Origin of the sequence: Bacillus sp. AF23, from assembly GCF_020861455.1 — a bacterium.
Classification (GTDB): Bacteria; Bacillota; Bacilli; order Bacillales; family Bacillaceae; genus Bacillus; species Bacillus halotolerans.
Genome location: NZ_JAJHVY010000007.1, coordinates 14,453 through 27,190 on the forward strand (window position 1 = coordinate 14,453; position 12,738 = coordinate 27,190).

General features: G+C 45.8%; 12 protein-coding genes, 1 other RNA gene and 1 other annotated feature (1 of these 14 running past the window's edge). Of the genes, 12 read left to right on the forward strand and 1 reads right to left on the reverse strand.

What is annotated here, in order from left to right:
- Positions 1 to 104: a binding site (T-box leader), on the forward strand (it extends 127 nt beyond the left edge of the window).
- A 90-nt stretch (positions 105 to 194) separates the two neighbouring features.
- The 4 genes from hisS (at position 195) to LNN34_RS01795 (ending at position 4,362) form a co-directional block, all read left to right on the forward strand.
- The gene (gene hisS, locus LNN34_RS01780; RefSeq protein ID WP_193659533.1) at positions 195 to 1,469 is read left to right on the forward strand and encodes a histidine--tRNA ligase; all 1,275 of its coding nucleotides are present in this window, start codon (positions 195 to 197) and stop codon (positions 1,467 to 1,469) included.
- A 13-nt stretch (positions 1,470 to 1,482) separates the two neighbouring features.
- Positions 1,483 to 3,261, forward strand: a complete 1,779-nt coding sequence (aspS, locus tag LNN34_RS01785) for an aspartate--tRNA ligase (protein WP_059293511.1) — start codon at positions 1,483 to 1,485, stop codon at positions 3,259 to 3,261.
- 60 nt (positions 3,262 to 3,321) lie between these two features.
- Positions 3,322 to 3,514: non-coding RNA, 6S RNA (gene ssrS / locus LNN34_RS01790), on the forward strand.
- Positions 3,515 to 3,597: 83 nt separating this feature from the next.
- The gene (locus tag LNN34_RS01795) at positions 3,598 to 4,362 is read left to right on the forward strand and encodes a ThiF family adenylyltransferase (protein ID WP_059293512.1); all 765 of its coding nucleotides are present in this window, start codon (positions 3,598 to 3,600) and stop codon (positions 4,360 to 4,362) included.
- A gap of 37 nt (positions 4,363 to 4,399) precedes the next feature.
- Here the strand turns inward: LNN34_RS01795 and LNN34_RS01800 are convergent, their stop codons facing one another.
- Positions 4,400 to 5,665, reverse strand: a complete 1,266-nt coding sequence (locus tag LNN34_RS01800) for a replication-associated recombination protein A (RefSeq protein WP_059335505.1) — start codon at positions 5,663 to 5,665, stop codon at positions 4,400 to 4,402.
- Between the two features lie 201 nt (positions 5,666 to 5,866).
- On the opposite strand from LNN34_RS01800, the gene cymR reads away from it, so the two are divergent.
- The 8 genes from cymR (at position 5,867) to LNN34_RS01840 (ending at position 12,654) form a co-directional block, all read left to right on the forward strand.
- A complete protein-coding gene (gene cymR, locus LNN34_RS01805; RefSeq protein ID WP_003225879.1) occupies positions 5,867 to 6,283 on the forward strand; it encodes a cysteine metabolism transcriptional regulator CymR in 417 nt (138 codons plus the stop codon).
- Positions 6,284 to 6,302: 19 nt separating this feature from the next.
- Positions 6,303 to 7,445, forward strand: a complete 1,143-nt coding sequence (locus LNN34_RS01810) for a cysteine desulfurase family protein (protein ID WP_229042604.1) — start codon at positions 6,303 to 6,305, stop codon at positions 7,443 to 7,445.
- Between the two features lie 28 nt (positions 7,446 to 7,473).
- Entirely contained in the window at positions 7,474 to 8,589 is a 1,116-nt protein-coding gene (gene mnmA / locus LNN34_RS01815) for a tRNA 2-thiouridine(34) synthase MnmA (RefSeq protein ID WP_004398509.1), read from the forward strand.
- An 84-nt stretch (positions 8,590 to 8,673) separates the two neighbouring features.
- Positions 8,674 to 9,294 (forward strand): tetratricopeptide repeat protein, encoded by a 621-nt coding sequence (locus tag LNN34_RS01820; RefSeq protein ID WP_229042606.1) that lies wholly within the window; start codon positions 8,674 to 8,676, stop codon positions 9,292 to 9,294.
- A 24-nt stretch (positions 9,295 to 9,318) separates the two neighbouring features.
- On the forward strand, positions 9,319 to 11,715 hold the full coding sequence (locus LNN34_RS01825) for an ATP-dependent RecD-like DNA helicase (RefSeq protein ID WP_229042605.1): 2,397 nt from the start codon (positions 9,319 to 9,321) through the stop codon (positions 11,713 to 11,715).
- A gap of 58 nt (positions 11,716 to 11,773) precedes the next feature.
- Complete coding sequence (locus LNN34_RS01830; protein WP_106022554.1) at positions 11,774 to 12,298, forward strand: PRC-barrel domain-containing protein; 525 nt, start codon at positions 11,774 to 11,776, stop codon at positions 12,296 to 12,298.
- An 11-nt stretch (positions 12,299 to 12,309) separates the two neighbouring features.
- Positions 12,310 to 12,501, forward strand: a complete 192-nt coding sequence (locus tag LNN34_RS01835; protein WP_010335110.1) for a hypothetical protein — start codon at positions 12,310 to 12,312, stop codon at positions 12,499 to 12,501.
- A 21-nt stretch (positions 12,502 to 12,522) separates the two neighbouring features.
- Positions 12,523 to 12,654 (forward strand): YrzQ family protein, encoded by a 132-nt coding sequence (locus LNN34_RS01840; RefSeq protein ID WP_024122308.1) that lies wholly within the window; start codon positions 12,523 to 12,525, stop codon positions 12,652 to 12,654.
- The last annotated feature ends 84 nt before the right edge of the window (positions 12,655 to 12,738 follow it).

A 12,738-nucleotide genomic window follows, 5' to 3' on the forward strand; every position in this document is an offset into this window, starting at 1 on the left:
TACCGTCATTAGGCAGTGAACGTGAACCTGCGTTAAAGGATCGAGCGGGAATACGAAAATATTCCAACTAGGGTGGCACCACGGGTATAACTCTCGTCCCTACTATATGTGTATAGTAGGGGCGGGAGTTTTTTTATTTTTCATCATTGACGATAAATGTATATTTTATAAGGGATACATAAGGAGGTCTACACATGGGATATAACATTCCAAGAGGAACACAAGATATTCTGCCCGGAGAATCAGAGCGCTGGCAGTATGTTGAACAAATCATGAGAGACACTTGCCGAACTTATCAATATAAAGAAATCCGCACGCCGATTTTTGAGCATACAGAACTGTTCGCCAGAGGCGTCGGAGAGTCTACGGATATTGTACAAAAAGAAATGTACACCTTCCAAGACCGCAAAGGCAGAAGCCTGACGCTTCGCCCCGAGGGAACTGCTGCAGCAGTTCGCGCTTTTAATGAAAATAAATTATTTGCGAATCCTGTTCAGCCGACAAAGCTGTATTATGTCGGGCCGATGTTCCGTTACGAACGTCCGCAGACAGGCCGTTACCGCCAGTTTTATCAGTTTGGAATCGAAGCGATTGGTTCGAAAGACCCTGCAATAGATGCTGAAGTAATGGCGCTGGCGATGGGGATTTATCAGAAGGCCGGCTTGAAAAACGTCAAGCTTGTGATAAACAGTCTTGGCGATCGGGACAGCCGCAAAAGCTACAGAGAAGCGCTCGTGAAACACTTTGAGCCGCGCATCGAGGAATTTTGTTCAGACTGTCAGTCACGTCTGCACACCAATCCGCTCAGAATTTTGGATTGCAAAAAGGACCGGGATCATGAGCTGATGAAATCGGCACCTTCTATTCTTACTTACTTAAATGAAGAATCAGCCGCTTATTTTGACAAAGTGAAGCAATATTTAAACGATCTCGGCATTTCTTATGAAATTGATCCTAACCTTGTGAGAGGGCTGGATTATTATAACCATACCGCATTCGAAATCATGAGCAATGCGGAAGGCTTTGGCGCGATTACAACGCTTGCCGGCGGCGGCCGCTATGACGGATTGGTCGAGCAAATCGGCGGACCAGAAGCGCCCGGCATCGGATTTGCGATGAGCATTGAACGCCTGCTTGCCGCAATTGATGCTGAAAAAAGAGAACTGCCTGTTGATCAGGGGATTGACTGCTATATCGTGACGCTTGGTGAAAAAGCGAAGGATTATTCCGTTTCGTTGGTGTACAAACTGAGAGAAGCAGGCATTTCCAGTGAAATTGATTACGAAAATAAGAAAATGAAAGGCCAGTTTAAAACAGCTGACCGCCTCAACGCCAGATTTATTGCGATTTTGGGAGAGGATGAGCTTGCTCAAAACAAAATCAATGTAAAGGATGCAAAAACAGGCGAACAGATTGAAGTGGCTCTTGATGAATTTATACATGTGATGAAAGCAAACCAAAAGGGATAAGGAGTGGAACGCATTGTTTGGAAGAACATATTATTGCGGCGAAATGACTGAAAAAGCAATTGGCGAATCTGTAACGCTGAAAGGCTGGGTCCAAAAAAGACGGGACCTCGGCGGATTGATTTTTATTGACTTGCGTGACCGTACGGGAATTGTTCAAGTCGTTTTTAACCCTGATGTATCAAAAGAAGCGCTTGCTATTGCGGAAGGCATCAGAAACGAATACGTACTTGATATTCAAGGAAAAGTGGTTGCGCGCGAAGAAGGTACAGTGAATAAGAATTTGAAAACAGGCGCGATTGAAATTCACGCTGATGCAGTGACTGTATTGAGTGCTGCGAAGACGCCTCCGTTTGCCATTTCTGATCAAGCGGATGATGTATCAGAGGACGTGCGTTTAAAATACCGTTACTTAGATTTGCGCAGACCGGCTATGTTTCAAACGATTCAGCTGCGCCATAACGTGACGAGAGCTGCTCGGGGCTTTTTAGATGAAAAAGGATTTCTTGATATTGAAACGCCGATTTTAACAGGAAGCACACCTGAGGGCGCACGTGACTACTTGGTGCCGAGCCGTGTGCACGAAGGTGAATTCTATGCGCTCCCTCAATCTCCGCAGCTATTTAAACAGCTTCTGATGGTCTCAGGCGTTGAACGCTATTATCAGATTGCCCGCTGTTTCCGCGATGAGGACTTGCGTGCGGACCGCCAGCCTGAGTTTACGCAAATCGATATTGAAATGTCCTTTATGAGCCAGGAAGACATTATGTCATTGGCTGAGGATATGATGGCAAAGATTATGCGTGAAACGAAAGGTGTGGAACTCAAGCTTCCTCTGCCTCGAATGACGTATGACGAGGCGATGAACAAATACGGTTCTGATAAACCGGATACTCGCTTTGACATGCTTTTGACAGATGTATCTGACATTGTAAAAGATACTGAATTTAAGGTGTTCTCATCAGCTGTGGCAAACGGCGGAGTAGTAAAAGCCATCAACGTAAAAGGCGGGGCAGGCGATTACTCAAGAAAAGACATCGATGCTCTGGGCGCGTTTGCCGCAAATTACGGAGCGAAAGGACTTGCTTGGGTGAAGGTCGAAGCGGACGGAGTGAAAGGCCCGATCGCCAAATTCTTTGACGATGAAAAGCAGTCCAAGCTGATTGAAGCACTTAACGCCGCTGAGGGTGACTTGCTGCTGTTCGGAGCGGATAAATTCGAAGTTGTTGCCGCATCACTCGGCGCCCTGCGCTTAAAGCTTGGGAAAGAACGGGGACTCATTGACGAAAACCTCTTCAATTTCTTATGGGTTATTGACTGGCCGCTCTTAGAGCATGATGCGGAGGAAGGCCGTTTTTACGCAGCGCACCATCCGTTTACAATGCCTGTCCGTGAAGACCTTGAGCTGATTGAAACAGCGCCTGAGGACATGAAAGCGCAAGCCTATGACCTCGTCTTAAATGGCTATGAGCTTGGCGGCGGTTCGATCCGTATTTTCGAAAAGGATATTCAGGAAAAAATGTTTGCACTGCTTGGTTTCACAAAAGAAGAAGCAGCAGAACAGTTTGGATTCCTTCTTGAGGCATTTGAATACGGCGCTCCTCCGCACGGCGGAATCGCGCTTGGTTTAGACCGTCTCGTGATGCTTCTTGCCGGCCGGACGAATCTGAGAGATACGATCGCTTTCCCGAAAACGGCAAGTGCAAGCTGTCTGATGACAGATGCGCCGGGAGAAGTAAGCGATGCGCAGCTTGATGAACTTCATCTTTCTATTAAAACAAAAGTAAAGAACTGAATGTGCAGTTCGATTCTTGAAAATCAAAATCGTCTATGATATGATTTTGACAAGTTAAATAAAGTCCTGATGTGTTAGTTGTACACCTAGTTTTGACCGAACATTTTTTTGATTTGGGAGCCCGCATTTTTAAATGGCGTACATGCCTCTTTTCATTCGGTAAAGAGGACTTACAAGATTTAAAAGAGGGCACCCACCTGCTGAGAGCGGGTTCAAAACAAAGGAAAGCTGCAACGGCACAATTGGGACTTTATTTTTTATGCGCAGAAAAAACGGCTGTTTCTGTAATAGCCATTTATCATATGAAAACCAGATTACGAATGTGGAGTGAGGTTCTTGTTACACCAGTTTTCACGCAATGAATTAGCTATCGGAAAAGAAGGCCTTGAAACGCTGAAAAACAGCACGGTTGCTGTGCTTGGAGTTGGAGGCGTCGGATCGTTCGCAGCGGAGGCGCTTGCACGTTCAGGCGTTGGACGCATCCTGCTTGTCGATAAGGATGATGTGGACATCACAAACGTAAACCGTCAGCTTCACGCTCTTCTTTCAACTGTCGGTCAGCCGAAAGTGGATTTAATGAAAGCGCGTATTGCAGACATTAACCCTGAGTGTGAAGTGATTTCGTTAAAAATGTTCTATACGGAAGAAACGTATGAGCAATTCTTTGAGTATAACCTTGACTACGTAATTGATGCGTCAGACACCATTCATTATAAAATCCATTTAATGAAAGAATGTCTGAAACGGGATATTCCGCTGATCTCCAGCATGGGTGCGGCGAACAAGACAGACCCGACACGTTTCCAAATCGCAGATATTTCTAAAACACATACTGACCCGATTGCAAAGGTAGTTCGTACGAGACTCCGTAAAGAAGGCATCAAAAAGGGTGTTCAAGTGATTTTCTCCGATGAAAGCCCAATTGTGATCCGGGAAGACGTCAGAAAAGAAGTCGGAAATGACGATGCGAAAATCCGCAAAGCCAAAATGCCGCCGTCCTCTAATGCTTTTGTGCCGTCTGTTGCGGGATTGATTATGGGCGGTCATGTTGTCATGGATCTTTTGAAAGATATTGAAATCAAACGCGTGAAGGATAAATAATGAAAAAACAGCCTTGAAGCATATTCAAGGCTGTTTTTTATTTTCTTTTTATTAATTTATCGTACACTTGCTTTAACGCAGATTCAAATTTACCAGTTTGCTTCGGTTTGTAATATTGCTTGTTCTTTAAAGGATCAGGGAGGTACTGCTGTTCAACCCATCCATTTTCGTAATGATGAGGGTATTTATAGTCGATTCCTCTTCCAAGTTCCTGTGCTCCTTTATAATGCGCGTCTTTTAAATGTTTTGGGACATCGCCGATTTTTCCTGCTCTGATGTCCGCGAGCGCTTCATCGATTGCTAAAATAGCTGAATTGGATTTCGGCGAGAGACAGAGCTCAATTACCGCATTGGCCAGCGGTATGCGCGCTTCAGGGAAGCCAATACGTTCGGCGGTCTGAACTGCATGCAGCACTCTAGGTCCGGCCTGCGGGCTGGCTAAGCCGATATCCTCATAGGCGATAACCAAGAGTCTTCTCGCGATGCTTTCCAAGTCACCCGCTTCAATTAATCTGGCCAAATAGTGAAGAGCGGCGTTGGCATCAGAGCCGCGGATCGATTTTTGAAAAGCGGACAAGACGTCATAATGCGCATCACCGTCTTTATCGTGAGAAAAACTCTTCTTTTGCAGGCATTCTTCCGCAGTCTCTAATGTGATGTGAATCACGCCGTCCGCAGACTCCTTCGTTGATAATACGGCAAGCTCAAGCGCATTTAAAGCGGAACGGACATCTCCTCCGCATCCGTGGGCAAAGTGCTCCATCGCCTGGTCATCAATTGTAACAGAATACGTGCCAAGCCCCCGGTGCTCATCATGAAGAGCTCGCTCTAAAGCCTGTTTAATCAATTGAGGTGTTAAGGGCTCTAGCTCAAAAATCTGCGTTCGGCTTCTGATGGCCGGGTTTATGGCGTGATATGGGTTAGCTGTAGTGGCGCCGATTAAAATAATCATGCCATTTTCTAAATAAGGCAAAAGAAAATCCTGTTTTCCTTTATCGAGTCTGTGGACTTCATCCAAAATCAAAATGACCTGGCCGGACATTTTGGCTTCTTGGGCTACGATCTCCATATCTTTTTTATTGTTAATAACGGCATTCAGCTTGCGGAAAGCAATACTTGTTGAACCGGCGATTGCTGTTGCGATTGAGGTTTTTCCAATTCCGGGAGGCCCGTACAAAATCATGGATGACAAATGTTTTGCCTGAACCATTCTGCCGATAATTTTATCTTCAGCCACCAGATGCTGCTGGCCGATAATATCCTCTATTTTCGTCGGACGCATCCGATATGCCAATGGCTTCATCATCATCTCTCCTTACTTAATTACAGGGTAACGGAAAACCGGAAATTAGAAAAGGGGGAAGCCTTGTTTCCGCCGGCTTCCATGAAAATTCGCAGAAGGTATGCTATAATAGCAGTTGGTCTATTATTTAATAAACGGACGAATTATATAGAAATTACCATTATATATATGGAAAATCATGAAATAACAGAGGTGTTCATGTTGAAAATATCAACTAAAGGAAGATACGGTCTCACCATTATGATCGAGCTCGCGAAAAAGCATGGTGAAGGCCCGACTTCATTAAAAAGCATCGCACAGACAAATAATTTGTCAGAGCATTATTTAGAGCAGCTGGTATCACCGCTCAGAAATGCCGGCTTAGTCAAAAGCATCAGAGGCGCATACGGCGGATACGTATTAGGCAGTGAGCCGGATGCCATTACAGCTGGAGACATCATCCGCGTGCTTGAAGGTCCGATCAGCCCTGTGGAAGTGCTCGAAGACGAGGAGCCTGCCAAGCGGGAGCTGTGGATCCGCATACGGGATGCCGTTAAAGAAGTGTTAGACAGCACAACATTAGAGGACCTTGCCAGCTACACAGATGGAGAGCAAGAAGCTTATATGTTCTATATTTAGATCAGAGGTGTAAAACAAAATGGAACGGATTTATTTGGATCACGCCGCAACGTCTCCGATGGATGATCGCGTGCTGGAGAAAATGATACCGCATTTCTCCGGAAATTTCGGCAATCCATCCAGCATTCATTCATTTGGAAGGGAATCACGGAAATGGGTGGACGAAGCAAGAGCGCAGATTGCAGCTGAAATTGGTGCGGCAGAACAGGAAATTATTTTCACTAGCGGGGGAACGGAAGCCGATAATTTAGCGATAATGGGAACTGCGCTTGCCAGAAAAGATCAGGGAAAACATATCATCACGACAAAAATTGAGCATCATGCCGTGCTTCACACATGTGAAAAACTGGAGGAAGACGGATTTGAAGTGACGTATCTGGATGTTGATGAAAACGGCAGAGTCAGTGCAAATCAGGTGAAAGAAGCACTCCGTGATGATACAATCCTTGTGACAGTGATGTATGGAAATAACGAAGTCGGAACTGTGCAGCCGATCGATGAAATCGGCCAGCTGCTGAAGGAACATAAGGCTTATTTTCATACCGATGCTGTTCAGGCATTCGGATTTTTTCCAATTGATGTGAAAAGCAGCCATATTGACCTTCTGTCTGTTTCTGGGCACAAGCTCAACGGGCCAAAAGGGACAGGCTTTTTATATGCAAGTAAGTATGTAAAGCTTTCTCCGCTGTTATTCGGAGGAGAGCAAGAGAGAAAACGCCGTGCCGGAACAGAAAATGTTCCGGGAATTGTCGGGCTGAAAGAAGCGGTCAAGCTGTCGGGCGAAGAACGGGACGAAAAAAACGAGAAGTATCAATCGTTTAAAACAATCATTGCCGGCACGCTTAAGGATGCCGGTGTGGCATTCGAGATCAATGGAGATCAAGAGCATAGCCTTCCGCATGTTATGAACCTTTATTTTCCGGGTGTATCTGTGGAGGCACTGCTGGTAAATCTTGATATGGCGGGAGTCGCGGTCTCCAGCGGATCAGCGTGCACCGCTGGTTCAGTCCTGCCGTCACACGTTCTGACTGCCATGTTCGGTGAAGAGAGCGACCGGCTGACGTCCTCAATTCGAATCAGCTTCGGTCTCGGCAATACGGCTGAGCAAGTGAAAACCGCTGCCGAACATGTGGCTGCCGTTGTAAAGCGGCTGACACAATAAGGCGGACTTAATTATTGGAGTGAATGAAATGGAAAAACGGCCGGAGGATACAAGAGTCGTTGTCGGCATGTCCGGCGGAGTAGACTCATCTGTGGCGGCTCTGCTGTTAAAAGAACAGGGCTATGACGTGATCGGAATCTTTATGAAAAACTGGGATGATACGGACGAAAACGGTTTTTGCACGGCGACAGAGGATTATGAAGATGTGATCCGCGTCTGCAATCAAATCGGAATTCCGTACTATGCCGTTAATTTTGAAAAGCAATATTACGAGAAGGTATTTCAATACTTCCTCGATGAATATAAAGCAGGCAGAACACCAAACCCGGATGTGCTGTGCAACAAAGAAATTAAATTCAAGGCATTTTTGGAGCATGCCCTGTCACTTGGCGCCGACTATTTAGCGACTGGCCACTATGCAAGGGTCGACAGAAGCGGCGGCAAAGTCAGAATGCTGCGCGGCATTGATGAAAACAAAGATCAAACGTACTTCTTGAATCAGCTGACAGAAGATACGCTAAGCAAAGTCATGTTCCCGATCGGCGAGCTTCAAAAAAGCCGTGTGCGTGAAATTGCCAAAGAAGCAGAACTTGCAACGGCAACGAAAAAAGACAGCACAGGCATCTGTTTTATCGGCGAACGCAACTTCAAAACGTTTCTCAGCCAATATCTCCCTGCACAGCCGGGCGATATGATGACGATGGACGGCGAAGTAAAAGGACGCCATGACGGGTTAATGTACTACACGATCGGACAGCGTCACGGCCTTGGCATCGGCGGAAGCGGCGAGCCGTGGTTTGCGGTCGGTAAAGATCTTGAAAAGAACATCCTTTACGTGGATCAAGGGTTCCACAACCCGCTCCTTTACTCCGATAAAATCACAGCAACCAATATCAGCTGGGTTCGTTCGGATATCATGAAGGGCGAAGAGATTTCCTGCACGGCTAAATTCCGTTACCGTCAAGAAGACCATAAAGTCACGGTTCGAATGACTGGGGAAGGCGAAGCGGAGGTTATCTTCGACGAACAGGTCCGTGCTGTCACACCGGGACAAGCCGTTGTCTTTTATGATGGCGAAGAATGCCTTGGCGGCGGAACCATCGATGACGTATATAAAGACGGAACAAAATTGTGGTATGTATAAAATGAAAAAAACCTCAACAGCGAGTTGGGGTTTTTTAATGAAAGGAAGATGTCTGTGGACTACAATCAAGCCGGTATAGAGGCAATGCAGGAAGGCGATTACGAAAAAGCGGCAGAGAATTTTACAAAAGCGATTGAAGAGAACAAAGAAGACGCAATTCCGTATATTAACTTTGCTAACCTGCTTTCATCAGTAAATGAACTGGAACGGGCGCTTGCGTTTTATGAAAAAGCGCTTGACTTAGACAGCGGGGCAGCCACTGCTTATTATGGAGCAGGAAATGTCTATGTTGTAAAAGAAATGTACAAAGAAGCGAAAGACATGTTTGAAAAAGCGCTGCGTGCCGGAATGGAGAACGGTGATCTTTTCTACATGCTTGGAACCGTTCTCGTAAAGCTTGAGCAGCCTAAGCTCGCTCTGCCATATTTACAAAGAGCCGTCGAGCTGAATGAAAACGATGCAGAAGCGCGTTTCCAATTCGGGATGTGCTTAGCGAACGAAGGCATGCTGGACGAAGCACTCAGCCAATTCGAAGCTGTAACAGAGCAAGACCCGGGGCACGCGGATGCGTTTTATAATTCCGGTGTCGCTTATGCTTATAAAGAAAATCGTGAAAAAGCGCTTGAAATGCTGGATAAGGCTATCGAAATCCAGCCCGATCATATGCTGGCGCTTCATGCAAAAAAACTGATCGACCCATCATAAAAAGCTCAGGAGGAGGGACGGCTCGTGCAGCAGCACCCGGATCAGCTGAAAATGGAGGAGGAGCCCTTTTTAAAAGGGACAGTAAACACCGTCATTTATCACAATGACGCCAATTTATATACGGTTCTGAAAGTGAAAGTCACAGAGACCTCCGAAGCTATTGAAGATAAAGTCGTATCCGTGACGGGCTACTTCCCTGCGCTTCAAGAAGAAGAGACCTACACGTTTTACGGAAAAACCGTTACTCACCCAAAGTTCGGACTGCAATTTCAAGCTGAGCATTTCAAAAAGGAGATCCCGACAACAAAAGAAGGCGTCATTCAGTATTTGTCGAGCGATCTGTTTGAAGGAATCGGTAAAAAAACCGCTGAAGAGATTGTGAAAAAACTGGGTGACAGTGCGATTAATAAAATTTTGGCTGATTCTTCAGTCCTTTATGATGTTCCGAGACTGTCAAAAAAGAAAGCTGACACCCTTGCCGGTGCTTTGCAGCGGCATCAGGGACTGGAGCAAATTATGATTTCGCTGAATCAATTTGGGTTCGGCCCTCAGCTGTCTATGAAAATCTATCAGGCCTATGAATCCGAGACGCTGGAGAAAATTCAGGAAAACCCTTATCAGCTTGTGAGAGACGTGGAAGGCATAGGCTTTGGAAAAGCAGATGAGCTTGGCGGAAGAATGGGGCTCTCAGGGAATCATCCTGAGCGGATAAAAGCGGCTATTTTGTACACGCTTGAAACGACATGCCTTTCAGAAGGGCATACGTACATAGAAAAGAAGCAGCTGATTATCGAAACCCAAACGCTGTTAAATCAGTCAGCGGCAGATGGACAGCGCATTACAGAAATGGATGCCGCTAATGCAATGATTGCGCTTGGAGAAAATAAGGATATTGTCATTGAAGATGAACGATGTTACTTCCCGTCGCTGTTTTTCGCTGAACAAAATGTTGCAAAGCGTGTGAAACAGATCGCAAGCCAAACCGAATATGACGATCAGTTTCCTGAATCAGAATTCCTTCTGGCTTTAGGAGAATTGGAAGAGCGTATGAATGTTCAGTACGCGCCGAGTCAGAAGGAAGCGATACAAAAAGCGCTGTCGTCACCGATGCTTCTTTTAACGGGAGGGCCGGGTACCGGTAAAACAACGGTCATCAGAGGCATTGTAGAATTGTATGGAGAACTCCACGGTGCTTCGCTTGATCCGTCGGATTATAAAAAAGATGAAGCCTTTCCGATTGTGCTGGCCGCGCCTACAGGTAGAGCGGCGAAACGAATGAGTGAGTCAACGGGTCTTCCGGCGGTTACGATACACCGGCTGCTCGGCTGGAACGGCGCGGAAGGATTTACTCATACAGAGGACCAGCCGATTGAAGGGAAGCTTTTGATTATCGATGAAGCGAGTATGCTTGATATATGGCTTGCGAATCATTTGTTCAAAGCGATCCCTGACCATATTCAAATCATCATTGTCGGAGACGAAGACCAGCTGCCTTCCGTCGGACCCGGTCAAGTGCTCAGAGACCTTTTGGCATCCCAGGTGATTCCGACCGTAAGACTGACAGACATCTACCGGCAAGCGGAAGGATCGTCGATTGTTGAGCTTGCCCACGAGATGAAAAACGGGCTGCTTCCAAACAACCTGACGGCCCCGACAAAGGATCGTTCCTTTATTCGCTGCGGTGGTTCGCAAATTAAAGAAGTGGTTGAGAAGGTTGTCGCGAATGCATTGAAAAAAGGATATACGGCAAAAGATATACAGGTCCTCGCCCCAATGTACAGAGGGAAAGCCGGAATCAATGAGCTGAATGTGATGCTGCAGGATATTTTAAACCCTCCAAAAGAAAAGCGGAGGGAAATTAAGTTCGGTGACGTTGTCTATAGAACCGGGGATAAAATTTTGCAGCTTGTCAATCAGCCGGAAAACAATGTGTTTAACGGCGATATTGGAGAAATCACTTCCATTTTCTACGCGAAGGAAAATACAGAAAAAGAAGACATGGCTGTTGTCTCTTTTGACGGCAATGAAATGACATTTACGAAAAAAGACTTCAGTCAGTTTACTCATGCGTATTGCTGCTCTATTCATAAATCGCAGGGCAGTGAATTTCCGATCGTGGTTCTTCCAGTAGTGAAGGGCTACTATAGAATGCTCAGAAGAAACCTTCTATATACCGCCATCACGAGGGCGAAGAAATTTCTCATTTTATGCGGGGAAGAGGAAGCGCTGGAGTGGGGCGTGAAAAATAATGACGCGACTGTCAGACAGACCTCATTAAAAAACAGGCTGTCAGCGCAGGCGGCTGAAATGGATGCTGAGCTTGCGGCTTTGCAAAAAGAGCTCCCGTTCAGCGTGCACGACGCAAATATCGGAATGGAAGGCATTACGCCATTCGATTTTATGAAAGAAGAACAGCTGTAAAAAGGGCTCCCGTGTTTGCGGGAGCTTTTTTCATTGGGGGTGGAAGTGATTTCATCGTATGTGTCAAAGGCGAAAAGCAAAACCTAAGCCTGTTCAACAAAAGGTGGTTGATCACACTTTGAGAACATGCCATGAGGTAGAAGGATTTCCTGTATATTCAGAACAAACTTCTGTTTATCTTGGGACGATTTCTGATATTTGTTTTTCTCTTGAAGGAAATTGTCTCGGATTTATTCTTGAACAAAAACGTCTTTTTCATAACCATCATGCGCTTTTACGAGCATGTGATATCAGTTGCATTCTTCATGACCGGATATTGGCCGCAGTCAATTCAGAACAGCTTTTGCCTCTTCCGAAATCATGCTTCACATATGAGCAGATGAAAATGAAGCTCGTGAAATCGCAAGAGGGTGATATTTTGGGGATGCTGGAAGATGTATACTTTTGTTTGGACAAGGGCATAATCGTAGCATATGAACTCTCGGACGGTTTCTTTTCTGACTTGGCGGGGTGCAAACGCCAGATCCAAAGAGCGGATTCGCTTGTAGAGGTGCGGAAAGACGAGATCGTTCTGAACGGATAGAGGTGTGAGATATGCTTATATGCCCGAACTGCAAAAGTAAGGATATCGGGAAAATCGGCGTGAACCAATATTATTGCTGGGGCTGTTTCATTGAGCTGACAGTGGTCAAAGGGAAGATTGAAACTCATCAAGTGGAAGAAGACGGAACGCTAAGCAGCCTGGATGATTTGTTTTCTGAGGATGAACGCAGCATCAATTTTTAATAACGAAAGGAGATGCGCAGGATGAATCGGACAATGACTTCTCTTTTGGCGCTGGGAGCCGGGGCTCTCGTGTACCGAATGGCGACTCAATCTGACATGCTGAATAATCGAAGCATGAAGCGGATGAGAAAAAGAATGATGAAGATGTTTTAAGGAATGAAGGATACTCTCTTTAGAGTATCCTCAGGCTGTCGAGAAAATCTCGACAGCCTTTATTTTTCCTTAAAATATCCATTC

Bases quoted from the DNA above. Each gene is read 5' to 3' on its own strand.
- hisS (WP_193659533.1), top strand. From the start codon at position 195: ATGGGATATAACATTCCAAGAGGAACACAAGATATTCTGCCCGGAGAA.
- LNN34_RS01800 (WP_059335505.1), bottom strand. From the start codon at position 5,665: ATGAAGCCATTGGCATATCGGATGCGTCCGACGAAAATAGAGGATATT.
- LNN34_RS01810 (WP_229042604.1), top strand. From the start codon at position 6,303: ATGGAACGGATTTATTTGGATCACGCCGCAACGTCTCCGATGGATGAT.
- mnmA (WP_004398509.1), top strand. From the start codon at position 7,474: ATGGAAAAACGGCCGGAGGATACAAGAGTCGTTGTCGGCATGTCCGGC.
- LNN34_RS01820 (WP_229042606.1), top strand. From the start codon at position 8,674: ATGCAGGAAGGCGATTACGAAAAAGCGGCAGAGAATTTTACAAAAGCG.
- LNN34_RS01830 (WP_106022554.1), top strand. From the start codon at position 11,774: ATGTGTCAAAGGCGAAAAGCAAAACCTAAGCCTGTTCAACAAAAGGTG.
- LNN34_RS01835 (WP_010335110.1), top strand. From the start codon at position 12,310: ATGCTTATATGCCCGAACTGCAAAAGTAAGGATATCGGGAAAATCGGC.
- LNN34_RS01840 (WP_024122308.1), top strand. From the start codon at position 12,523: ATGAATCGGACAATGACTTCTCTTTTGGCGCTGGGAGCCGGGGCTCTC.